General features: G+C 72.9%; 23 protein-coding genes and 1 pseudogene. 15 read left to right on the top strand and 9 right to left on the bottom strand.

Features of this window, described 5'->3' with window-relative positions:
* Nucleotides 1-56: 56 nt before the first annotated feature.
* Together ACIBSW_RS15905 and ACIBSW_RS15900 are read left to right on the top strand one after the other, a co-directional pair.
* Entirely contained in the window at nucleotides 57-743 is a 687-nt protein-coding gene (locus ACIBSW_RS15905) for a hypothetical protein (RefSeq protein WP_354721165.1), read from the top strand.
* Nucleotides 744-822: 79 nt separating this feature from the next.
* Nucleotides 823-2,301 (top strand): aminopeptidase P family protein, encoded by a 1,479-nt coding sequence (locus ACIBSW_RS15900; RefSeq protein WP_354721167.1) that lies wholly within the window; start codon nucleotides 823-825, stop codon nucleotides 2,299-2,301.
* Here ACIBSW_RS15900 and ACIBSW_RS15895 read toward each other — a convergent pair.
* The gene (locus ACIBSW_RS15895) at nucleotides 2,298-3,458 is read right to left on the bottom strand and encodes an FAD-dependent monooxygenase (RefSeq protein WP_354721169.1); all 1,161 of its coding nucleotides are present in this window, start codon (nucleotides 3,456-3,458) and stop codon (nucleotides 2,298-2,300) included. The genes ACIBSW_RS15900 and ACIBSW_RS15895 overlap by 4 nt on opposite strands.
* Nucleotides 3,459-3,515: 57 nt before the next feature.
* Here ACIBSW_RS15895 and ACIBSW_RS15890 point away from each other — a divergent pair, with 57 nt between their 5' ends.
* On the top strand, nucleotides 3,516-4,064 hold the full coding sequence (locus ACIBSW_RS15890) for a helix-turn-helix domain-containing protein (RefSeq protein WP_354721171.1): 549 nt from the start codon (nucleotides 3,516-3,518) through the stop codon (nucleotides 4,062-4,064).
* Here the strand turns inward: ACIBSW_RS15890 and ACIBSW_RS15885 are convergent.
* Nucleotides 4,039-4,575, bottom strand: coding sequence for a class I SAM-dependent methyltransferase (locus ACIBSW_RS15885; protein ID WP_354721172.1), 537 nt, complete (start codon nucleotides 4,573-4,575; stop codon nucleotides 4,039-4,041). The genes ACIBSW_RS15890 and ACIBSW_RS15885 overlap by 26 nt on opposite strands.
* Before the next feature lie 138 nt (nucleotides 4,576-4,713).
* Here ACIBSW_RS15885 and ACIBSW_RS15880 point away from each other — a divergent pair, with 138 nt between their 5' ends.
* Nucleotides 4,714-5,286 carry a TetR/AcrR family transcriptional regulator gene (locus tag ACIBSW_RS15880; RefSeq protein ID WP_354721174.1) on the top strand — a complete coding sequence of 191 codons (573 nt, stop codon included), beginning with the start codon at nucleotides 4,714-4,716 and terminating at the stop codon, nucleotides 5,284-5,286.
* On the opposite strand, the gene ACIBSW_RS15875 is transcribed toward ACIBSW_RS15880, so the two are convergent.
* Nucleotides 5,261-5,707 carry a hypothetical protein gene (locus ACIBSW_RS15875; protein WP_354721176.1) on the bottom strand — a complete coding sequence of 149 codons (447 nt, stop codon included), beginning with the start codon at nucleotides 5,705-5,707 and terminating at the stop codon, nucleotides 5,261-5,263. The two genes, ACIBSW_RS15880 and ACIBSW_RS15875, sit on opposite strands and share 26 nt — an antisense overlap.
* 74 nt (nucleotides 5,708-5,781) lie before the next feature.
* Nucleotides 5,782-8,655: pseudogene (gene pulA / locus ACIBSW_RS15870) on the bottom strand (pullulanase-type alpha-1,6-glucosidase); the annotation flags it as partial.
* A 180-nt stretch (nucleotides 8,656-8,835) separates the two neighbouring features.
* Between pulA and acnA the strand changes: the two are divergent.
* The 3 genes from acnA to ACIBSW_RS15855 all read left to right on the top strand — a co-directional run bounded on the left by acnA (nucleotide 8,836) and on the right by ACIBSW_RS15855 (nucleotide 12,752).
* A complete protein-coding gene (acnA, locus tag ACIBSW_RS15865; RefSeq protein ID WP_354721178.1) occupies nucleotides 8,836-11,607 on the top strand; it encodes an aconitate hydratase AcnA in 2,772 nt (923 codons plus the stop codon).
* A 118-nt stretch (nucleotides 11,608-11,725) separates the two neighbouring features.
* On the top strand, nucleotides 11,726-12,469 hold the full coding sequence (locus tag ACIBSW_RS15860) for a response regulator transcription factor (protein WP_354721180.1): 744 nt from the start codon (nucleotides 11,726-11,728) through the stop codon (nucleotides 12,467-12,469).
* Nucleotides 12,470-12,506: 37 nt separating this feature from the next.
* A complete protein-coding gene (locus ACIBSW_RS15855) occupies nucleotides 12,507-12,752 on the top strand; it encodes a DUF2630 family protein (RefSeq protein ID WP_354721182.1) in 246 nt (81 codons plus the stop codon).
* Between the two features lie 64 nt (nucleotides 12,753-12,816).
* Here ACIBSW_RS15855 and ACIBSW_RS15850 read toward each other — a convergent pair whose 3' ends face one another.
* Together ACIBSW_RS15850 and ACIBSW_RS15845 are read right to left on the bottom strand one after the other, a co-directional pair.
* Nucleotides 12,817-13,734 carry a serine protein kinase RIO gene (locus tag ACIBSW_RS15850; RefSeq protein WP_404799342.1) on the bottom strand — a complete coding sequence of 306 codons (918 nt, stop codon included), beginning with the start codon at nucleotides 13,732-13,734 and terminating at the stop codon, nucleotides 12,817-12,819.
* Nucleotides 13,735-13,886: 152 nt separating this feature from the next.
* Nucleotides 13,887-14,534 (bottom strand): HAD family hydrolase, encoded by a 648-nt coding sequence (locus tag ACIBSW_RS15845; RefSeq protein ID WP_184996378.1) that lies wholly within the window; start codon nucleotides 14,532-14,534, stop codon nucleotides 13,887-13,889.
* 162 nt (nucleotides 14,535-14,696) lie between these two features.
* Between ACIBSW_RS15845 and ACIBSW_RS15840 the strand changes: the two genes are divergently transcribed.
* From ACIBSW_RS15840 to ACIBSW_RS15825, 4 genes are all read left to right on the top strand, one after another.
* Entirely contained in the window at nucleotides 14,697-15,275 is a 579-nt protein-coding gene (locus ACIBSW_RS15840) for a helix-turn-helix domain-containing protein (RefSeq protein ID WP_354721184.1), read from the top strand.
* A gap of 62 nt (nucleotides 15,276-15,337) precedes the next feature.
* Complete coding sequence (locus ACIBSW_RS15835) at nucleotides 15,338-16,270, top strand: TIGR04222 domain-containing membrane protein (RefSeq protein ID WP_354721186.1); 933 nt, start codon at nucleotides 15,338-15,340, stop codon at nucleotides 16,268-16,270.
* A complete protein-coding gene (locus ACIBSW_RS15830; RefSeq protein ID WP_354721188.1) occupies nucleotides 16,267-17,085 on the top strand; it encodes a DUF692 domain-containing protein in 819 nt (272 codons plus the stop codon). The genes ACIBSW_RS15835 and ACIBSW_RS15830 overlap by 4 nt, the downstream gene beginning before the upstream one ends.
* The gene (locus tag ACIBSW_RS15825) at nucleotides 17,082-17,537 is read left to right on the top strand and encodes a hypothetical protein (RefSeq protein WP_354721190.1); all 456 of its coding nucleotides are present in this window, start codon (nucleotides 17,082-17,084) and stop codon (nucleotides 17,535-17,537) included. Before ACIBSW_RS15830 ends, ACIBSW_RS15825 begins: the two co-directional genes overlap by 4 nt.
* A 45-nt stretch (nucleotides 17,538-17,582) precedes the next feature.
* Here ACIBSW_RS15825 and ACIBSW_RS15820 read toward each other — a convergent pair whose 3' ends face one another.
* Nucleotides 17,583-17,945 (bottom strand): nuclear transport factor 2 family protein, encoded by a 363-nt coding sequence (locus ACIBSW_RS15820; RefSeq protein WP_354721192.1) that lies wholly within the window; start codon nucleotides 17,943-17,945, stop codon nucleotides 17,583-17,585.
* A 118-nt stretch (nucleotides 17,946-18,063) separates the two neighbouring features.
* On the opposite strand from ACIBSW_RS15820, the gene ACIBSW_RS15815 reads away from it, so the two are divergent.
* The 4 genes from ACIBSW_RS15815 to ACIBSW_RS15800 are packed head-to-tail and all read left to right on the top strand — an operon-like array spanning nucleotide 18,064 to nucleotide 20,723.
* Nucleotides 18,064-18,822 (top strand): helix-turn-helix transcriptional regulator, encoded by a 759-nt coding sequence (locus tag ACIBSW_RS15815; protein WP_354721193.1) that lies wholly within the window; start codon nucleotides 18,064-18,066, stop codon nucleotides 18,820-18,822.
* Between the two features lie 33 nt (nucleotides 18,823-18,855).
* Entirely contained in the window at nucleotides 18,856-19,611 is a 756-nt protein-coding gene (locus ACIBSW_RS15810) for an SDR family oxidoreductase (RefSeq protein WP_354721195.1), read from the top strand.
* A gap of 6 nt (nucleotides 19,612-19,617) precedes the next feature.
* Nucleotides 19,618-20,193, top strand: coding sequence for a G/U mismatch-specific DNA glycosylase (mug, locus tag ACIBSW_RS15805; RefSeq protein ID WP_354721197.1), 576 nt, complete (start codon nucleotides 19,618-19,620; stop codon nucleotides 20,191-20,193).
* Nucleotides 20,190-20,723 (top strand): SET domain-containing protein, encoded by a 534-nt coding sequence (locus ACIBSW_RS15800; protein ID WP_354721198.1) that lies wholly within the window; start codon nucleotides 20,190-20,192, stop codon nucleotides 20,721-20,723. The genes mug and ACIBSW_RS15800 overlap by 4 nt, the downstream gene beginning before the upstream one ends.
* Before the next feature lie 31 nt (nucleotides 20,724-20,754).
* Here the strand turns inward: ACIBSW_RS15800 and ACIBSW_RS15795 are convergent, their stop codons facing one another.
* Nucleotides 20,755-21,447, bottom strand: a complete 693-nt coding sequence (locus ACIBSW_RS15795; RefSeq protein WP_354721200.1) for a DNA alkylation repair protein — start codon at nucleotides 21,445-21,447, stop codon at nucleotides 20,755-20,757.
* On the bottom strand, nucleotides 21,444-22,001 hold the full coding sequence (locus ACIBSW_RS15790; protein WP_354721201.1) for a CG0192-related protein: 558 nt from the start codon (nucleotides 21,999-22,001) through the stop codon (nucleotides 21,444-21,446). The genes ACIBSW_RS15795 and ACIBSW_RS15790 overlap by 4 nt, the downstream gene beginning before the upstream one ends.
* Nucleotides 22,002-22,027: the final 26 nt, after the last annotated feature.

Here is a 22,027-nt window from a genome sequence, read left to right as displayed (position 1 = left end):
AGCCAGCGCATGGGAAATGCTCGCCCGATTTGCCCTTCTTTGACATGATTTGACCCATGCGTCTCCGCCGGCTTGCCCTACCCCTTCTGCTCACCGCCGCCCTCGCGGGGTGCACCGACGCCACGCCGACCGGCGAGCGGACCTTCTCCCCGCCGCCGGGCGGGACCCCGTGGTTCGCCAGCGGCCCGCCCGGCTCGGCCCGCCCGTCGCCCGCGGTGCCGCCGCCGGGCAGCCCGGGCGCCCCGATGACGCAGGGCATGGTCACCGGCACCTTCCTGCCCTTCCCGCAGAGCAGCCTGGCGATCACCTACGACCCCAAGGTGGTCCCGCCCGGATCGACCGCCCAGGTCGTCATCGTCCGGACCGCGGACGGCACCCGGGTACGGCTCGCGGTCACCGGCATGGTGCCGCGCCGTACCTACGGCGCACACCTGCACCGGCAGCCGTGCACCGCGGTGCCCGAGGACGCCGGCCCGCACTACCAGCACGTGCCCGACCCGAAGGCCGCCGCGTCGCCGCCCTCGGTCGACCCTTCGTACGCGAACCCGCACAACGAGGTCTGGCTCGACTTCACGGCGGACGCCCGGGGCGCCGCGCTCGTCGGCGCGGGCGAGGACTGGTACTTCGACCGGATCGAACCGCCCCGCTCGCTGATCATCCACGCCAAGCCGACCAGCACCGCCGCGGGCAAGGCCGGCACCGCCGGGCCCCGGGTGGCGTGCCTCACCCTGACGACGAGGTGAAGCCCGGCTGCTCTTGATCTTGGTCAGGCGGTAACGTCAGGGCGGGATCAGGGACGACGCGCCGAACGGGAGGGCCATCATGGCCGAGCAGAGCGAGGGCACCAGCACGCCGAAGACCGAGTCGCACGACCCGGACTTCCCGGAGGCGCTCCTGCAGTTCATGCGCACCGGCTGGCGCGACGACGCCCTGAACGTGACGCCCCGCCCGGAGACGCCGAACTACGCCAAGCGCCGCGCCGCCCTCTCCGACGCGTTCCCGGGCGAGACCCTGGTCATCCCGAGCGGGGTCGAGAAGGTGCGCGCCAACGACACCGACTACCACTTCCGGCCCGGCAGCGACTTCGTCTACCTCACCGGCGACAGCGACCCGGACAGCGTGCTGGTCATGCGGCCCAGCGGCTCCGGGCACGACGCGGTCGTCTACAGCCGGCAGCGGTCCTCCAAGGAGACCGACGAGTTCTTCCGCAGCCGCGACGGCGAGCTGTGGGTCGGCCGCCGGCACACCCTGCGCGAGAAGTCGACCGAGCTGGGTCTCGAGACCGCGCCCTACGCCGCGCTCGGCCAGACGCTCGCCGAGTGCGCGCCGGCCCGCACCCGGGTGCTGCGCGGCCTGGCCCCGGTCGTCGACCGGGCGGTGCTCGCCTACGAGCCGGACCCGCAGGTACGCCGGGACCGCGCCCTGGCCTCGGTGATCTCCGAGCTGAAGCTGGTCAAGGACGAGTGGGAGATCGCGCAGCTGCAGGACGCGATCGACGCGACCGTGCGCGGCTTCGAGGACGTGGCCCGGATCCTGCCCGCCGACCGCGCCGTGCCGGAGCGCCTGCTCGAGGGCGTCTTCGGGATGCGCGCCCGGGTCGACGGCAACGACGTCGGCTACAGCAGCATCGTCGGCGCCGGCGCGCACGCGACGATCCTGCACTGGGTCCGCAACACCGGCGTCACCACGCCGGGCGACCTGCTGCTGATGGACATGGGCGTCGAGAACCGCAACTTCTACACCGCCGACGTGACGCGCACGGTGCCGGTCTCGGGCACGTTCACCCCGCTGCAGCGCCAGGTCTACGACATCGTGCACGCCTCGCAGCAGGCCGGCATGGACGCGATCAAGCCCGGCGTCAAGTTCCACGACGTGCACCTGACCTGCATGCGGGCGCTGGCCGAGGGCCTGCACGACCTGGGCCTGCTGCCGGTGAGCGTGGACGAGGCGATGAGCGACAAGTCCACGGTGTACCGCCGCTGGACGCTGCACGGCTTCGGCCACATGCTCGGCATCGACGTGCACGACTGCTCGGCCGCCCGCAAGGAGACCTACCGCGACGGCGCCCTGGCCGAGGGCTACGTGCTCACGGTCGAGCCCGGCCTGTACTTCCAGCCGGAGGACGAGCTGGTCCCGGCGGAGCTGCGCGGCGTCGGCGTCCGGATCGAGGACGACGTGCTGGTCACGGCCGACGGCTGCCGCAACCTCTCGGCGGGCCTGCCGCGCTCGTCCGCGGAGGTCGAGGCCTGGCTGTCCTCGCAGCGCGAGGCCGGCCCGCGCCTGCCCGGCCTGGACAGCTAGACGTAGGACGGCAGAGACAGCGAGGTCGCGGCGCGGCGCTCGCCGCGCCCGGCCAGGTTGGTGCGGGCCAGCAGCGGCAGCAGCCGGAAGGCCTGGTTGCGCGCCCAGAGCCGGGCCCGGGTGCGCGGCAGGATGGTCATGCCGCCGTTGTCCGCCAGCGCCTGGTTGCGGGTGACGTAGTCGCGCATCCGCGCCTCGTAGGCAGCCGGCGTCCCGTTGCGCAGCTCGCCGGCGAGGACGTAGGCGCCGGCCAGGGCGAGACTGGTGCCCTGGCCGGTGAGGAACGAGGGCGCGTACGCCGCGTCGCCGAGCAGCGCGACCCGGCCGTCGACCCAGCCCGGCATCCGGATCTGGCTGACCGTGTCGAAGTAGACGTCGTCCGCGCCGGCCAGCGTGTCGAGCAGGGCGGGCACCTCGCCGCCCTGGCCCGCGAAGGCCTCGGCGACCAGCGCGACGCGGTCGGCGGCGTCCCGGGGCGGCTCCGGCGTCGCGAACGCCAGCAGGGCGTGCACCCAGGGCTGCTCGCCGACGGCGTAGACCGCGGCCATCGTCCCGGGCGTGTTCTGCAGGATCGCCTCGTGCGACCAACCGCCAATGTTCGGCGCGGTGAAACCGGCGAAGCAGCAGCCCAGATAGCGGTGGTAGGCGGGCTCCGGGCCGAACGCCAGGCGGCGGGTGTTGGAGTGCAGGCCGTCGGCGCCGGCCACGTAGTCGAAGGTGCGCGGGCGGCCGCGCTCGAACGTGACGTCGACGCCGCCGTCGTGCGCGCCGAGGCCGGCGATCGAGTCGCCGAAGACGTACTCGACGTCGTCGCGGGTCCGCGCGTACAGGATCGAGGTCAGGTCGCCGCGGGGTAGCTCGAGGTCGGCGCCGGGCCGGCCGCCGGTGAGGTCGTCGGGGCTGAAGGCGGCGACCGTGCGGCCGGCGCCGTCGGTCACGGTGATCCGCCGGGTGGCGATGTGCGCGGCGCGCACCTGCGGCAGCACGCCCATGCGCTCGACCACGTCGACGGCGGCGCCGCGGATGTCGATGGGATAGCCGCCGCCGCGGATCGAGCCGGCCTTCTCCACGACGGTGACGTCCATGCCGTACCGGTGCAGCCAGTACGCGAGCGCGGGCCCGGCGACGCTCGCGCCGGAGATCAGGACGCTGGTCATGCCGCCATGCTTACTTACCGGGCGGCAGGTAGTCAACCGTTCGGCTAATATGCCGACATGCCGCGCCTGAACACCGACACCCGCGAGGAGGCGAAGACCGTCGCCTTGCGACTGTTCTCCACCCGCGGCTTCGAGCAGACCAGCCTGCGCGAGATCGCCGAGGAGCTCGGCATCACCAAGGCGGCGCTCTACTACCACTTCAGCTCCAAACGCGACCTGCTGGGCGCGCTGACCGCGCCGCTCGTCGACGACCTGGAGGACTTCCTCGCCGGCGCGGAGGCGAAGGCCCGGACCGACCAGCGCGCGGTGCTCGAGGCGTACTTCGACATGTGCGTGCGGCACCGCCAGCTGTTCGCGGGGCTGCTGCGCGACGTCCAGGTGCTCAGCGAGCTCGACCTGGTCAACACGATGATCCAATGGCGAACCCGGCTCGACGTCATGCTGGTCGGCGAGGACCCGGCGGACCGGGTACGCGCGGTCGTCGCCCTCGGCGGCCTGCAGGACTGCGTGATCCTCTTCCCCGAGGACGAGGTCATCGGGGCGATCCGCGAGCGGGCGGTCGACGCGGCCCTGCGCGCCCTCAGGCCCGGGCACCCAGCCGGCTGACCAGCTTGACCGGGACGCGGGTGACCCGGATCGGCACCCGGGTCACCGAGGCGGGCGCGAACGAGGCCCGGGCCGCCGCGGTCGCCCGGCGCAGCGCGAACCGCGCGTCGTAGATCCACATCCGGCCGCCCGGGCGTAGCACCCGGCGCAGGTCGCGGATCCCACCCTCCACATCGGTCCAGTGGTGCTGGCTCAGCGACGAGACCACCAGCTCGAACGTGTCGTCGGGGAACGGCAGCCGGGCCACGTCGCCGACGGCGAAGGTGACCGGCGCGTCGCCGGCGACCCCGCGGGCGTACTCGATCATTTCGGCCGACAGGTCCACCGCGTCGACACGCAGGGAGGGAAACGCGGCCGCGATGGCCAGCGGTAACCGGCCGGGGCCGGTGCCCACGTCGAGAATCCGGCTGCCGGGTTCGAGATCCGCCGCCGCGATGTCGTCGATGATCCGGGTACGCATCCGGGCCAGCAGGCGATGGGTATTCCGGTCGTAGCCGCCGGGATGTCTCATGGCGACACCCGGACAGTGCGTTCAATGTCGAACATCATGTTCGAGTATGGTTCTCTACACCGGACTCCGGTCAACGACCAATCACGCGGTGTAGTCCGGCTTCGCACAAAGGCCGGAAACTGTCCGGGAAGAGGAGCCATGGATCGACGGGTTCGGCGCACTCGGCGGATGCTGCAGGAGGCGCTCGTCGCGCTGATCGAGGAGCGCGGCTACGAGCGGCTCACCGTGCAGGACGTGCTCGACCGCGCCGACATCGGACGGTCCACCTTCTACACCCACTTCCGCGACAAGGACGCCCTGTTCATGACGTGGTTCGACGGCCTGCGCGAGGACCTGCGCAGCGAGCTGGACGCCATGACCGAGCACCGGCGGCCGACCGACGCCGGCCGGCCGCTCGGGGTGATCTTCGACCACGCGTACCGGAATCAGCGGGTCTACCGTGCCGTCTGCGGCCGCCAGGGCGGCAACGCCTTCACCCACCTGATGCAGCGGCTGCTCTTCGAGCTGCTGCGCGAGCACCTGTGCGTGGCCGGCACCCGGCTGCCGGTCGAGATCGCGGCCGAGTACTACTCGGGCGCGCTGCTCAGCACGCTGCTGTGGTGGGTGCGGCAGGACTTCCCGTACCAGCCCGAGGAGCTGGCCGCGATGTGCCAGCTGCTGACCGCGCCGGGCGTGACGGCGAGCCTCAGCCCTGCACCGCATATTCCGTGATGACGAAACAGGTCGGCGCGCCGGCGCCCTCCGAGACGTCGAAGGTGACCGCCACCGGGTGACCGTCGGCCGGGTCGACGCTGGTGGTCATCTCGCCGCCGTCGTCCGCCGCGGTCTGCGCCAGGTCGAGCAGGCCGCCGAGCGTCGGCAGCTCGATCTCCTCCTCGCCGGACGCGGTCTTGCCGTCGGTGCGCTCGATGCTCGCCACCGCGTGCCCCCGCACCGTCACCCGGTAGACGCCCTCCGACGGCCCAGTACCACAACGGCGGTCGACGACGTACGCGTAGTTCATCGGCTCGTGCCACACGGGCGTCGACGCCGGGGCGGTCGGGCTGGGCGCGGTCGCGGCCGGCGGCTCGTCGGTGCAGGCGGCGACAGCCGCGACAAGGACGATGCCGCACAACAGCGGGGCGAACCGCACGATGACCTCCGACGCTGACAACCGGCCGCCGCCCGGCGGCCGCGCTCATGCTGCCAGACCTCGGCAACGGGCCCTCAGCCGACCGGTCGCCCCGCCGGCCCGGCGACGAACACGGCCACCGAGCGGGCCGGAACCGTCAGCGTGCCCGCCGCCGCGGCGGCGGTGCGCAGCAACGGGTCGGCCGAGGCGACCAGCTCGGGGTGCAGGGTCAGCGATCGGCCCGCCAGCGACGGCACCGCCTGGCTCGTCGGGTGCCCCGTCGCGTTGAAGACGACCACGGTCTCGCTCCAGCGCGGGTCGAGGCCCGCGCCGTCCAGGCACATCACGATCACGCCCGGGCTCTCCGCCGGCCCGCCCAGCGGGAAGCTCAGCCTGCGCTGCACCTCGTCGGCCGTCGGCAGGCCGAACACCGGCGAGGCCCGGCGGATCCGCAGCAGCTCCGCGTAGCGGGCCGCGGTCAGGTCGATCTGCTCCGCCGACGGGACCAGCGCCGGGTCGGCGAGCAGCGGGCGCGCCAGCGGCCACCGGTGCTCGTTCTCCGGCGCCGGCGGCAGCCCGATGCCGAAGCCGTTGCCGTCCGCGCCGGCCCAGCGCAGCTGGTTGAACCAGTCGCCCGAGTTGTAGGAGTTGCGGTCGAGCGACTTCGACCGCAGCCGCTCGGTGCCGAGCGCGACGAAGCCGACGCCCTGCCCGAGCACGACGAGCGACAGCGCGAGCACCTGCATGCGGGCCCGCTCCGGCATCGGCAGCGACGCCGGGAGCTTGAACGCCATCGCGTCGTAGAGCGTCTCGTTGTCGTGCGCGTCCACGTAGGCGACGCACTCACCCGGCGCGGCCGTGTAGCCGCCGGGCGAGCCGTGGTAGTCGATCTCGGCGCCGCTGCGCTCGGCGCCGGTGTGCGCGACGAACCGGTACGCCGCCAGGCCGCCGGAGAGCCCCACCTTGACCTGGTCGTGCACGGCGAGCGGGGTGTCCGCGCCGAGCCCGGTCGCGAAGCCCCGCACGGACGGGTCGCGGTCGAGCGCGCCGCCGCCGCGGACCGCGTCGCGCAGCCGGTCGTTGAACGTGCCGATGCCGGTGCCGGCCAGGTTGACCTGCGTCGCCTGCGCGAACCGCGCGTCGTCCGCGATCTCGCCGAAGTTCCAGCCCTCGCCGTAGAGGTAGATGTCGGGGTCGACGCGGTCGAGGGCGGCCCGGACCGCCAGGATGTTCGCGCGCGGGTGGTGGCCCATCAGGTCGAAGCGGAAGCCGTCCACCTTGTACTCCCGGGCCCAGGTGACCGTCGAGTCCACCACCAGCCGGCCCATCATCAGGTGCTCGGGCGCGGTGTTGGAGCAGCAGGTCGAGTCGGCGACGGTGCCGTCGGCCAGCAGACGGTGGTAGTAGCCGGGCACGATCCGGTCGAGCACGCTGAACGGCGCGAGCCCGTCGGCCGAGGTGTGGTTGTAGACGACGTCCATGATCACGCGCAGGCCCGCCGCGCCGAGCGCCGCGACCATCCGGCGGAACTCGAGGATCCGGGCGCTCCCGGACGGGTCGACGGCGAAGCTGCCCTCCGGCGTCGTGTAGTGCAGCGGGTCGTACCCCCAGTTGAAGCCGTCCTCGTCGGCGACGGCCAGGACCGCGCGCTGCTGCTCCGGCGAGTCCGGCGGCAGCGCGGCCAGGTCGCACCGCGGCACGGCCTGGTCGGCGCGGCGATCGGGCACGGTGGCGAAGTCGAACGCCGGCAGCAGGTGCACGTGGGTGAGCCCGGCGTCCGCGAGCGTCCGCAGGTGCCGCATGCCCGCCGATTCGGGGTGGGTGAAGGCCAGGAACGTGCCCCGCTCCCCCGCCGGCACCGAGGCGTCGGCGATGGAGAAGTCGCGGACGTGCAGCTCGGCGATCTGCATCCGGGCCGGCGCGACGGCCGGCGGCTTGACCAGCCCCGCCCAGCCCGGCGGCCGCAGCTCCGGCGCGGACAGGTCGACGAGCTGGCTGTGCGTCGAGTCGACCGAGAGCGACAGCGCGTACGGGTCGGTGACGCTGCTGGTCACGACGCGCTGCGCCGCCGGATGCCAGACCTCGACCCGGAAGCGGTAGTAGCGGCCGAGCCACTCGCGGCGGCCGGCGACGGACCACACGCCGGTAGCGGCGTCCCGCTCCATCGGCAGGACCTCCGGCTCGTCGCCGGGCGTACGGGACAGCTCCAGCGAGACCGCGCGGGCGGTCGGCGCCCAGACGGAGATCGTCGGTCGCCCCTCGTCTACGACCACGCCGAGGCCGGCGTCGGCGGCGCCCGCGTACAGGTCGTCCAGGACGCCTGGAAGCTGGATTCCGGTCAGGACCGTGACCCGGTCGGCGGCGTCGCGGCCCGCCACGAGCACCTGGCCGAGCAGCAGCTCGCCGAGGGCGTCGTCGGCGAGCTCGGGCACGGCGAAGGCGCGGTAGGAGCGCAGGTGCGGGAAGCGGCGGCCCTGCGCCCGGAACAGCCCGCCGGGGCGGGGCGTGAGTGCCAGCGACACCGCGTGCTCGCCGTCCGCGCCCGAGACCAGGGTGAACCCCTCGGCCAGGCCGGCGAGGTGCGCCGGCAGGGCGAGGGTGGTCCGGTCGACGAAGACGGCGAGGGCGCGCGCCGGGCCGAGCTCCGGGCCGAGCGAGGCGGAGCCCGCCGCCGCGGCGCTCGGGTAGACCTCGGGGTCGCCGTGCCGCAGCCAGACCTCGGGGGTGACCGCCGGATCGACGTGCCGGTCGTGCGCCACGTCCTTGGCGCCGGCGTGGTCGACCACCAGGAAGCCCACCTGGCGGGCATCCTCGGCGACCCCCACCCAGGCGAAGCGGCCGTAGGCGTCCTCTCCGGCGAACGGGTGGCCACCGGGGTAGCCGGTGATCGCGCCCGGCGCGATGTCACCCCACGCGTGCAGCACCCAGTCCCCGTAGGCCCCGTCCTCGCGGTGGTAGTGCACGACAAGCGCAGGCATGCGGACATGATCCCACCGGGCCGGACCCGGGTTGCAGTGGATAACAAGACGGACGTACGGTTTACGGAAGACGTGAACCCTGAGTTAGGTGAACCTAACCGGCGGGCGCCCGTCACCGGTGCGACAGACTGATGAGTACTACTCACAGTCGCTGGGTGTGAAGGAGATGACGTGGCCAGCCTCGACACCTTTGGTGCGAAGAGCGAGCTACGCGTCGCAGACGCGAGCTACGAGATTTTCACGATCGACAAGGTCGACGGGCATGACCGCCTGCCGTACTCCTTGAAGATCCTGCTGGAGAACCTGCTCCGCACGGAGGACGGCGCGAACATCACCGCCGACCACATCCGGGCCCTCGGCGGCTGGGACCCCACCGCCGACCCGAGCGTGGAGATCCAGTTCACCCCGGCCCGGGTGCTGATGCAGGACTTCACCGGCGTGCCCTGCGTCGTCGACCTCGCCACCATGCGCGAGGCCGTCAAGGAGCTGGGCGGCGACCCGACGAAGGTCAACCCCCTCGCCCCCGCCGAGCTGGTCATCGACCACTCGGTGATCGCCGACCTGTTCGGCCGCGAGGACGCCTTCGCCCGCAACGTCGAGCTGGAGTACCAGCGCAACCGCGAGCGCTACCAGTTCCTGCGCTGGGGACAGACCGCGTTCAACGAGTTCAAGGTCGTCCCGCCGGGCACCGGCATCGTGCACCAGGTCAACATCGAGTACCTGGCCCGCACGATCATGGAGCGCAACGGGCAGGCCTACCCGGACACCGTGGTCGGCACCGACTCGCACACCACGATGGTCAACGGCCTCGGCGTGCTGGGCTGGGGCGTCGGCGGTATCGAGGCCGAGGCCGCGATGCTGGGCCAGCCGGTCAGCATGCTGATCCCGCGGGTCGTCGGCTTCAAGCTGCACGGCGAGATGCCGGCCGGCACCACCGCGACCGACCTGGTGCTGACGATCACCGAGATGCTCCGCCAGCACGGCGTGGTCAGCAAGTTCGTCGAGTTCTACGGCCCCGGCGTCAGCGCCGTGCCGCTGGCCAACCGCGCCACCATCGGCAACATGTCGCCGGAGTACGGCTCGACCGCCGCGATCTTCCCGATCGACGAAGAGACGATCAAGTACCTCCAGCTGACCGGCCGCACCGAGGCGCAGGTCGCGCTCGTCGAGGCGTACGCGAAGCGCCAGGGCCTGTGGCTCGACCCGAACGCCGAGCCGAACTTCTCCGAGAAGCTCGAGCTCGACCTGTCGACGATCGTCCCGTCGCTGGCCGGCCCGAAGCGCCCGCAGGACCGGGTCCTGCTGAGCGAGGCGAAGGCGGCGTTCCGCGACGCCCTGCCGAACTACGCCACGCCGCACGGGCACGCCGACGAGGCCAGCGAGGAGTCCTTCCCGGCCTCCGACTCGCCCGCCAACGGCGTCGACGACGCGGCCGACAAGCCGGTCCTCTTCAGCGCCGCGAACGGCGCGAAGGGCCGGACCTCCAAGCCCACGCTGGTCAAGGGCGAGGACGGCGTCGAGTACGAGCTGGACCACGGCGCGGTCGTCATCGCCGCCATCACGTCCTGCACCAACACCTCGAACCCGCAGGTCATGATCGGTGCCGCCCTGCTCGCCAAGAAGGCGGTCGAGAAGGGCCTGACCCGCAAGCCGTGGGTCAAGACCACCCTCGCGCCGGGCTCCAAGGTCGTCTCCGACTACTACGACCGGTCCGGCCTGACGCCGTACCTGGACAAGATCGGCTTCAACCTGGTCGGCTACGGCTGCACCACCTGCATCGGCAACTCCGGCCCGCTGCCCGAGGAGGTCTCCGCCGCGGTCAACGAGGCCGACCTCACCGCGGTGTCCGTCCTGTCCGGCAACCGGAACTTCGAGGGCCGGATCAACCCGGACGTCAAGATGAACTACCTGGCGTCCCCGCCGCTGGTCGTGGCGTACGCCCTGGCCGGCTCGATGGACATCGACATCACCACCGAGCCGCTCGGCATCGGCTCCGACGGCAAGCCGGTCTTCCTGGCCGACGTCTGGCCGTCCGCCAAGGAGATCGACGACGTCATCGCGCAGGCGATCGGTGCCGAGGGCTTCAGCGCCGCGTACGCCGACGTCTTCGCCGGCGACGAGCAGTGGCAGTCGCTGCCGACGCCGGAGGGCAAGACGTTCGAGTGGGCCGAGGACTCGACCTACGTGCGCAAGCCCCCTTACTTCGAGGGCATGGCCGCGCAGCCGTCGCCGGTCGGCGACATCGCCCGCGCGCGGGTGCTGGCGAAGCTCGGCGACTCGGTCACCACCGACCACATCTCGCCGGCCAGCTCGATCAAGCCGGACTCCCCCGCGGGCAAGTACCTCGCCGAGCACGGCGTGCCCCGGCACGAGTTCAACTCGTACGGCTCGCGCCGCGGCAACCACGAGGTGATGATCCGCGGCACGTTCGCGAACATCCGGCTGCGCAACCAGCTCGTACCGGGCGTGGAGGGCGGCTTCACCGTCAACCACCTGACCGGCGAGCAGACCAGCATCTACGACGCCTCGGTCGCCTACAAGGAGGCCGGCGTCCCGCTGGTCATCCTGGCCGGCAAGGAGTACGGCTCCGGCTCGTCGCGCGACTGGGCGGCGAAGGGCACCATGCTGCTGGGCGTGCGCGCGGTCATCGCCGAGTCCTACGAGCGCATCCACCGCTCGAACCTGATCGGCATGGGCGTGCTGCCGCTGCAGTTCCCGCCGAAGACGAACGCGGAGTCGCTCGGGCTCACCGGCACCGAGACCTTCTCGATCACCGGGGTCGAGGCGCTCAACGAGGGCGGCATCCCGTCGACCGTGAAGGTCCGCACGGACACCGGCGTGGAGTTCGACGCCGACGTCCGGATCGACACGCCGGGCGAGGCGGACTACTACCGCCACGGCGGCATCCTGCAGTACGTGCTGCGCAAGATGCTCGCGAGCTGATCGCGTACGGGTAGAGCCGATGCCCCGTCGCCCACCCGGGCGGCGGGGCATCGCGCCGTTCCCACGCCTGTGAGCTGCCGGAAAGCTGCCGGAAACATGGGTGTTGCACGCTGTGGTCATGGAGATCCTGCTGCTGGCCACCCGTCCCGGCGCGAACGCTGCGGATCGAGCCCTGCCGGCGCTCGATCTGCTGCGGCACTCGCTGCGGGTCGGCACCTACGACGTACAGGCCCTGATGTCCGGCGCCGACCCCGACGCCGTGCTCGTCGACGCGCGGCGCGACCTGCTCGACGCCCGCGACCTGTGCCGGCTGCTGCGCACGACGGGGCTGCGGGTGCCGCTGCTCGCCGTCGTCGAGGAGGCCGGGCTGATCGCGATGGCCGCCGACTGGGGCCTGGACGACGTGCTGCTGACCGGCGCCGGGCCGGCCGAGGTCGAGGCCCGGCTGCGGCTGGCCACCGCGCGGGTCTCCGGCGGCGCCGCGGGCGCCACCAGCGGCCTGGTCAACGCGGGCGAGCTCGTCATCGACCCGCACACCTACTCCGCGCGGCTCAAGGGGCGCCAGCTCGACCTCACGTACAAGGAGTTCGAGCTGTTGAAGTTCCTGGCCCAGCACCCGGGCCGGGTGTTCAGCCGCGACCAGCTGCTGCGCGAGGTGTGGGGCTTCGACTACTTCGGCGGCCACCGCACGGTCGACGTGCACGTGCGCCGGCTGCGGGCCAAGCTCGGCACCGAGTACGAGTCGATGATCGGCACCGTCCGGCAGGTCGGCTACAAGCTGGTGCTCGCGCCGCAGCCGGCCGACCTCATGCCGGCTCCCGGGTGGGAGGCCATCGCCCCCAGGGTGGCGCTCGAGTTGTAGCCGGGCGCGCGCCGGAGAATATGCGAGGCTCTGAGTCATGGATGACAAGACGGTGCTGAGCTGGATCAGCGGCTTGGTCGACGAGGAGCACAAGCTACGCGGGCAGCTCGGCCGCGGCGAGATCAGCAGCGACGAGGAGCAGGTCCGGCTCCGCGAGCTGGAGGTCGCGCTGGACCAGTGCTGGGACCTCCTGCGTCGGCGCCGGGCCGCGCGCGATCAGGGCAACGACCCGGACACCGAGCAGGCGCACAGCATCACCGAGGTGGAGAGCTACCTCCAATGACGCCGGCCGTGCCGCGGCCGGCGGGTGTCCGGCGGCCGCGGCCCGGGGCGCCTGGCGCGGCGCTTCACAGCAGCCCCGCCTCGTAGCACAGCCGCTCGATGAGGCCGTCCGCGTCGACCTTCAGGCCGCGCGCGGTGAACCAGCCGGCCACGTTGCGCACGTCGCGGGCCAGGAACTCGCGGCCCTGTGGGTTGGCGATGAGATCGACGATCTGCGGCATGTCGATGATCACCAGCCGGCCCCGGTGCACCAGCGTGTTGTACGGCGACAGGTCGCCGTGCGCGATCTGGGTACGCGCCAGCACGCTGAGCGCCTCGGTCATCTGACGCCACAGGTCCTCGAGACCGTCGTGATCGGTGCGTACCTGGGCGAGCCGCGGCGCGGCCTCCCCGGTCTCCCAGTCGCCGATGAACTCCAGCATCAGCTCGGTGCCGAGCAGCTGCACCGGGTACGGCACCGAGATCGTGCCGCCCTCCTGGCCGACCTGCCAGAGCCGTGACAGCGCGCCGAACTCGGCCGCCGCCCATTGCCCGGCGATGAGCTCCTTGCCGAACGCGGTCCGGTTGGTCATGGCCCGCATCTCGCGGGACCGGCGCACCCGCCGGCCCTCGAGATAGCCCGCGTCGCGGTGGAAGAGCCGGTGGTCGCCGTCGCGGTAACGCTTGGCCGCGAGCACGGCGACCTGATCGGTACCCGGCACGGTACGGCGAACGAGGTGCACGTCCGCCTCTTTGCCGGTCTTGAGCACGCCCAGCTCGGTGTCCACGGCCCCGTGCTCGGTGCGGACCCAGTCGGGTCGCGGCAGCGGGCCGTGCAGCGCACCGTCCCACGTCGACCAGCGGTCGCCGGTCTCGGGCAGGTCGGGGTCCTCGGAAAGGGCCGGCTCGAGCCGGCCGCGCTTTACGAAGTCTGCTTCGTCGTCGTCGAACTTGCGGCGGCCGCGGCGCATGGTCGTCGGGCCGAAAGAGTCGTGCTCTCGCACTGGAGGGTCTCCTCGGAAGAGAAAGAAGGAACAAGAACCTGGGCATGGCGAAGGACAACGACAGCCATGAGGTCCACCTCCTTCTCTTCCGGAAACCTGCGGAACACGTACCGGGTGCACTCTTCCGGGCGACCCCGGGCGGCGCAACCTATTTATCGGGCCGCCATCACGGCGGACAGCCCTTGGATCACGTTGCCGACCACCCGGGTCGGCGCGAACCGGTTGTCGATCCAGTCCCGGCCGCGGTGCAGCCACACGCTGGGCAGCCCCATCGCGGCGGCGCCGCCGATGTCGGCCTCCGGGCTGTCGCCGACGATCCAGGCGCCGCCGAGGCGCATCCGGACCCGCTGGGCGGCCAGCGCGAAGATGCGCGGATTCGGCTTGCTCACCCCGGCCTGCTCCGAAATCACCCAGTCGGCGACATAGCGGTCCAGCCCGGTGCGCCGGATCCGGCTCTCCTGCTGCTCGTGCGGGCCGTTCGTGACCACCACCGGCACCCAGCCGGAGTCCCCGGCGATCCGCAGTGCACAGGCGACGAGGGGGTCGAGCCGCTCGTACGCCAGCGGGCCCTCGTGCAGCTCCTCGAGCAGGTCGATCGAGGGGATTTGGAGCTGGTAGCGGTCGCGGATCAGGTCCGCGAGGTCCCAGCGCGAGGTGAGCCCGTCGGCGTCGACGGACAGTAGCCACTCGAGGTCCTCGTGCGGCGCCGAGATCTCGTCGAGGAAGCCTTTCGCCCACAGCCGGAACGCCCCGCTGCGATCCAGCAGGGTGTCGTCCAGGGCCAGGAAGACGAGAGGCACCCGCGCACTGTACGTGAGTGCATCCGGGGCCGACAGTCCAACAGTGTTAACAAAGATTCGCCCGGATGGCTGTTTTTGCGCCATGCGAGAGCGAAGTCCGCGCCGTGGCAAGCCGTACGTACGGATTGCAAGGCCCCGAAGGTCCGTGACACGATCGCAGGCGTGCCCAGGGTAAGCCAGGATCAGCTCGACGCCCGCCGCCACGAGATCCTCGCCGCGGCGCGGGGATGCTTCGCACGCTTCGGCTACGAGGGCGCCACCGTGCGCCGACTCGAGGAGGCCACCGGCCTGTCCCGGGGCGCGATTTTCCACCATTTTCGCGACAAGGACTCGCTCTTCCTCGCGGTCGCCGAGGACGACGCCGCCGCCATGGTGGATACCGTCGCCCGCGACGGCCTGGTCCAGGTCATGCGTGACCTGCTCGGACAGGCCCGCTCCAGCGACGGCGACACCGCCGGCTGGCTCGGCACCCAGCTGGAGGTCTCCCGGCGGCTGCGCACCGACCCCGAGTTCGCCAAGCGCTGGGCCGAGCGCTCCGCCGCCATCGCCGAGGCCACCCGCGAGCGCCTGGAGCGCCAGCACGACGCCGGTGTGCTCCGCGACGACGTGCCGGTCGAGGTACTCACCCAGTTCCTGGAGCTGGCGTACGACGGCATGGTCCTGCACCTGGCCACCGGCCGCCCGGCGGGCGAACTGGGCCGGGTGCTCGACGTCGTCGAGGAGGCCGTCCGCCGCCGCTGACCGCGGATTTGCGGTGACCTGCACAATGAGGCCCTGAACAGCACGAGCTCGGGAGGTCGGACATGAATCTCGCAGCGCAGGGCGACACCTGGGGCATCACCGGACCGAGCTTTCTGATCCTCTACATCGTGACCGTCGTGGCCGTCGCGATCCTGGCGGCGATACACCGGCGGATCCTCTTCGCGGGCGACTCCGGCGCGCACGTCGAGCGGCTCGACCCGCAGCAGGTCGCGTACCTCAACGGCGGCGACCGGCTCGCCGTCTACGCCGCGCTCGGCGGGCTGCGCGGCGCCGAGGCGATCGACAGCAACCCCGGTAAGACCCTGCGCCAGGCCGGGCCGCTGCCGGCCGGCGCCACCGCGCTGGACTCGGCGATCTACAACGCGGCCGGCCGCGGCATCCGGGCCCGGGACGTCATCGGCGACGAGTGGGTCGTCGCGGCGCTGCGGCAACTGCGCGAGGCGCTCGAGGCGCAGAGGCTCGCGGTGCCGCCCGCCCGGGCGAAGGTGGCCCGGCTCTGGGCCCTGGCCGGCGCCGCCCTCGTGCTGCTCGGCGTGGCCCGGCTGGTCGACGGCCTGCAGAACGACAAGCCCGTCCTCTTCCTCATCGGCGCCATCGTGCTCGCGGTCATCCTGTCGATCTCGATGCTGCGCCGCAGCCGGCGGCGGGCCACCCGGGTCGCCGACAAGGGCATGACCGCGCTGCGCCGCAAGCACGAATACCTGTCGCCGCGGATGTCCCCGTCCTACGCGACCTACGGCGCCACCGGCGCCGGGATGGGCATCGCGCTGTTCGGCGCGGCGTCGCTCTACACGATGGACCCGGCGTTCGCCTCCGAGGCGGAGATCCAGCGGATCAACTCCAGCGCCGGCGCGGGCGGCTCCTCCTCGTCCTGCGGCGGCGGCAGCTCGGACGGCGGCGGCAGCTCGTGCGGTGGCGGCGGCAGCTCGTGCGGCGGCGGAGGCGGCTGCGGCGGAGGCGGGTGCGGCGGGTGACCACCTCGTACGGGGTGGGCATCGGCTGGCGGCCCGAGATCGCCGGCTTCGTCGCCGAACTGCCGGGCCTGCGCTTCGCCGAGGTGGTCGCCGAGTCGGTGCACGCGCACGGCGACCTGCCGCCCGGCCTGGCCGAGCTGATCGAGCGCGGCGTCGCCGTCGTGCCGCACGGGGTGAAGCTGTCGCTCGGCGGCGCGGAGCCGGTCGAGCCGGCCCGCGTCGCGCACCTCGCGGCGGTGGCCCGGCGGGTGGCCGCGCCCCTGGTGAGCGAGCACATCGCGTTCGTCCGGGCCGGCGGCGTCGAGGCCGGGCACCTGCTGCCGGTACCGCGCAGCCGCGAGGCCGTCGACGCGGTGGTCGCCAACGTCCGGCGTACCCAGGCCGAGCTGGACGTGCCGATCGCGCTCGAACCCATCGCCGCCCTCTTCGACTGGCCCGACGACGAGCTGGACGAGGGCGCGTTCCTCACCGAGATCCTGGAGCGCACCGACGCCCTGCTGCTGCTCGACGTGGCCAACGTCTACGCGAACGCCCGCAACCGCGGCACCGAGCCGGTCGCCCTGTTCGACCGGCTGCCGCTGGAGCGGGTCGCGTACGTCCACGTGGCGGGCGGCGCCGAGCACGACGGCATCTACCACGACACGCACACCGACGCGGTGCCCCAGCCGGTCCTCGACCTGGTCACGGCGCTGTGCGAGCGGCACCGGCCGCCCGCGCTGATGCTCGAACGCGACGGCGACTACCCGGCGGCGCCCGAGCTGCGCGGCGAGCTGGACGCCATCGCGGCCGCCTCCGGCTACCCCGCCGTCACATGACGTCGCTGGGGCGGCGGCAGGCGGAGCTGGTGGCCGCGCTGACCGCCGGTGCCGCCGTACCGCCGGGATTCGACGGCCGGCTGGTCGAGGCGGCCCGGGTCGCGCTGCTCAGGAAGCGCGCCGGCGAGGTCGCGCGGCAGTGGCCGGAGCTGGCCGCGGCGTTCGGCCGCGGCTGGCCCCGGCGGTGGTCGGCGTGGGCCGCGGCCCGGCCGACGCGGGGCTCGCTGCGCGACGGCTGGGACCTGGCCCGCGACCTGCGCGCGGCCGGCGAGCTGCCGGCCGCGGCCAGCGCCGAGCTGGCGGCCCGCGAGGCGCTGATGTCCTACGACGGAAGCTCGGCGCCGCGTAACCGGCGGGCGCCGGCCGTGCGCGGCGCCGCCGGCTCCCTGGTCGTCCAGTTCGCCGGCCGGGTACGCGTGCTGCGCCGCCCCGCCGCCGGACCGCACCGGTAGCCAAGGCGGCACGGATCGCCGCGCCGCCCCGGCGGCGTCCGGTGCTCAACCCGGAATCGCCGGCGCCCGGTCGATGAAGCCCAGGACCGTGCGGATGCGGCCGTCCGGGCCGAACTCCGCGACGTCGAAGCCCACCACCAGCGGCTCCCCGCCGGCCGGGCCCAGGTGCCAGGTGAAACGCGCCTGGTCGTGGTGCGCGTCCACCGGGCCGCCGGCCGTGAAGACCAGGCCGGGGAACCGTTCCCGCGCCGCGCCGATCAGGTGCCCCAGCGCGCCGTGGCCCTCGACCGCGGCGAACGGGTCGACGTACCGGACGTCGGCCGTGAACGCCTCCTCGATCCGCGCACCGCGCTCGGTCGGTTCCGCGTTCCAGGCGGCCAGGTACCGCTCCACCGCAAGCTTGCTCATGGCGATCTCCCTTACCGGTCGGTGACGTGTGCCGGACCACCGTCGCCCGGCGCGGGTAGCCGGGTCGATTACCTCCCGGGTAATCGGCGCGCGGCGACGGGCTGCCTACGATCGGGGCATGAGCGAGGTTGGCGCGCTGCTGCGGCGCTGGCGTGGCGACCGGCGGCTGAGCCAGCTCGCCCTCGCCGGCCAGGCCGGGGTGTCCACGCGGCACCTGTCCTTCGTGGAGACCGGCCGCTCCCGGCCGACGCGGGAGATGATCCTGCGGTTGGCCGAGGAGCTGGCCGTACCGCTGCGGGCCCGCAATGCGCTGCTGCTGGCCGGCGGCTATGCGCCGGCCTATCCCGAGGGTGATCTCGGCGGCCCGGGCCTGGCCGCCGTGCTGACGTCGCTGCGCGCGGTGCTGTCCGGGCACGAGCCCTGCCCGGCGGTGCTGGTCGACCGGCACTGGACCATGATCGACGGCAACGCGGCGGTCGCCCTGCTGATCGACGGGGCGGCACCCGAGCTGCTGGAGCCGCCCGTGAACGTGCTGCGGCTCTCGCTGCACCCGGACGGCATCGCACCCCGGATCCTGAACCTGGGCGAATGGCGCACCCACGTGCTGCACCGGCTCGACCGCCAGGCGCAGAACACCGGCGACCCGGTGCTGCGGTCGCTGCACGACGAGCTGCTGGCCCTGCCCGGCGGCCGGGCCGCCGCGGAGCCCGACGGCCTGGCCGTGCCGCTGCGGTTCGCGGCGGCGGACCGCGAGCTGTCGTTCTACAGCTTCACCTCGATGTTCGGCACTCCCCTGGACGTCACCCTCGCCGAACTGGCCGTCGAGTCGTTCCTGCCGGCGGACCCGGCGACCGCGGAGTTCCTGCGCGCCCGATGACGGCCCGCCCGCCGGAGTGGCAGTATCGGCGTCATGGATCTCGGGCTCGCCGATCGCGTCTACGTCCTCACCGGAGCCTCGAAGGGCCTCGGCTTCGCCACCGCGCGGTCGCTGGTTGCCGACGGCGCCAAGGTCGTCGTCTCCTCCCGTTCGGCGCAGAGCGTCGAGGCCGCCGTCGCCGAGCTGGGCGACGGCGCCGCCGGGGTCGCCGCGGACCTCACCGATCCCGCGACGCCGCAGCTCCTGGTCCGCACCGCGCGGGAGCGCTTCGGGCGCCTGGACGGCGCCCTCGTCTCGGTCGGCGGCCCGAACCCCGGCACGGCCGCGCAGCTCACCGACGACCAGTGGCGCGGCGCGTTCGAGACGGTCTTCCTCGGATCGGTACGCGCGATGCGCACGTTCGCTGCCGAGCTCGGCGAGGGCGGCGCGATCGCGGTGGTGCTGTCCACCTCGACGCGAACGCCGATACCCGGCCTCGGCCTGTCCAACGGGCTGCGCCCCGGGCTGGCCGGCGTCGCTAAGGACATGGCGGACGAGTTCGGCCCCCGGGGCGTACGGGTGGTCAGCCTGCTGCCCGGCCGGGTGATGACCGACCGCAACCGCGAACTCTTCGCGGCCACCGGCGACGCCGAGGCCGCGGCGGCCGCGGCGGCCGCCTCCATCCCCCTCGGGCGGCTGGGCGCGCCGGAGGAGTTCGGCCGGGTGGCGGCGTTCGTGCTGTCGCCGGCGGCCGGCTACCTGACCGGCCTGACCGTGCCCGTCGACGGCGGCGCGCTCCGCACGCTGTAACCGCCGATGCCGTCCGTCCCGCGCAGGCCGACCCCCGCCGAGATCGCGGCGGCCGCCGACCGCACGATTCCGGACCTGGTCGGCCCGGACCTGCGGGTGCTCTTCTCCGGCATCAACCCGAGCCTGTACTCGGCGGCGACCGGTCACCACTTCGCCCGCCCGGGAAACCGGTTCTGGCCGGCGCTGCACCGCTCCGGCTTCACCGGGCGGCTCCTGCACCCGTCCGAGCAGTGGTCGCTACCGGCCGAGGGGCTGGGCATCACGAACGTGGTCGCCCGCGCGACGGCCCGGGCGGACGAGCTGTCCCCGGCGGAGCTGGTCGCGGGCGGCAAGCTGCTGGCGGACCTGGTGGCACGGTGGCGGCCGCGCTACCTGGCGGTGCTGGGCGTGACCGCGTACCGGGCGGCGTTCGCGCGGCCGAAGGCCCGGATGGGACCCCAGGACGAGCCGATCGCCGGCGTGCCGGTCTGGGTGCTGCCGAACCCGAGCGGCCTCAACGCATCCTGGCAGATCGACCGGCTCGCGGAGGAGTTCGGACGGCTACGGGCCGCCGCCGGTGAGACGGGAAAGGCCACGAGATGATCGAAGAACCGGAGCGGGACTGCTGGCTGCACGCCGATGTCGAGGTCCGCCGTTCCCCGATCTCCGGTCGCGGCCTGTTCGCCCGCGCCGACATCGCAGCGGGGACGGTGGTGTCACGCCTCGGCGGCCAGCTCGTCGATACGGCGGCGCTTCGCGAAATGTTCGCGGCCGCGGCCCACGACCCGGCCCGGCCGTACATCGACGCCATCACGGTCGACACCCAGCTGCACCTCGTCCTGCCACCCCGACGAGCCAACGGGTACGGCAACCACAGCTGCGATCCGAACCTCTGGTGGGTCGGCCCCTTCGAGCTGGCCGCCCGCCGCGACCTCGCCGATGGGGAGGAGCTGACGAATGACTATGCCACCAGCACTGCCGAACCCGATTTCGCGATGACGTGCTCGTGCCGCTCAGCATCGTGTCGGGGCACGGTGACGGGCGACGACTGGCGTCGCCCGGACCTGCAGGCCCGGTACGGCGAGCGCTGGGTCCCCGCGCTGCTGGCTCGGATCCGGTCGGCCGGGGTGTAGTTCTCGCCGCGATGAGCGGCCTGAACGCGCACTACACGGTCGACGGGCTGGCCGCGGCGTTCGCCGACTTGCGGCGCACCATTTCGTTGATCCAGACGGGTGCGAACGGGGACGTGCAGTTCGGCGGCGTCGGGTAGTCCTTGAGCACCTCGAGGCGCTCGCCGATGTCGAGCGCGCGGGCGCGGTACCCGGGGTGCTCGATCCCGATCTGGGCCAGGCAGTGGTTCATCGCCCACTGCAGGCGCTCCGGCGCGTCGCGCATCCGCGCCTCGATGAGGTCGAGCAGCGCCGCGAGGTCGAGCCCCTCGGGCTTCTTCGCCACGCGTTCGGTGGTCAGCGCCCAGCCGGCGCTCGCGACCACCGGATCCGGGTCGGCGAACCAGGCCACCCGCAGCTCCTCGGCGTGCGGGTTCTTCTTCACCACGTAGTTCACGAGCCAGTCGTGCACCTTCGGGGTACGCGACGCGCGCAGCATGGCGTCCAGCTCGTCGCGCCCGAACGCCTTGGGCCGGCAGATCAGGATCGCCAGCAGCCGCGCCGCGGTGTCGCCGGTCGCCCAGAGCTCCACCGCGAGATCCTGTCGCGTCTTCAGCTCCTTGGCGACCGCGCGCAGCTTGCCGAGGTTCACGCCGTGGTCGTCGCCGTGCTTCTCGTTCACGGCGCGCGCCTTCGGGTCCTCCAGCGCGGCGAGCTCGGCCATCACCTCGGCGACGGTGCCGGTCATTCGGCGTACGCCAGCAGCGCCGGCGCCGACCGTCCGTCCCAGGTCCCGGTCAACGCGGCGCCGGCCGTCGCGGCGTCGTCACCGAGGCGGCGCACCACAGTCGCCGCGCCGCCCTCGGGGACGGCGCCGGTGCCGGTGATCGCCATGCTGGGCGCCCGCCGCTCCAGCTCCCCGTCGACCTCGATGAACTCCTCGGCCTGCGGCTCGCCGGCGAAGGCGGCCGCCAGCGTCGCGAGGTAGACCGGGTCGCCGAGCGCGTCGTACACCCAGCGTTTGCCGAGCACCGAGTGCTCCATCGTGCCGATCAACCAGTCGTCGCCGCCGTCCAGGGGCGCGCCCCGATAGGTGAGCGGAACCTGATAGATCGGCCCGTCACCGAACCGCACGAGCAGCGTCTCGACGCCGACCGCCCCCGCCGGGTCGTCGAAGCGGTAGGCGGCGACGCGTTCAAGCCCGGCCGTGGCCGGGCCTTCGAACCAGGCCTGACCGGGCAGCCAGGCCTCGATGAGTTCGAGCTTCGACGGCTTCAGTTCAGCGCGATGCAGCAGTGCCATGAGCGGATCATAGTGAGTCGGCCCGG

The organism is Actinoplanes sp. NPDC049668 (genome assembly GCF_044465445.1).
Lineage (GTDB): Bacteria > Actinomycetota > Actinomycetes > Mycobacteriales > Micromonosporaceae > Actinoplanes.
The sequence above is the reverse complement of the archived record's forward strand: the minus strand, read 5'-3'. Positions and strand labels throughout refer to the sequence as shown.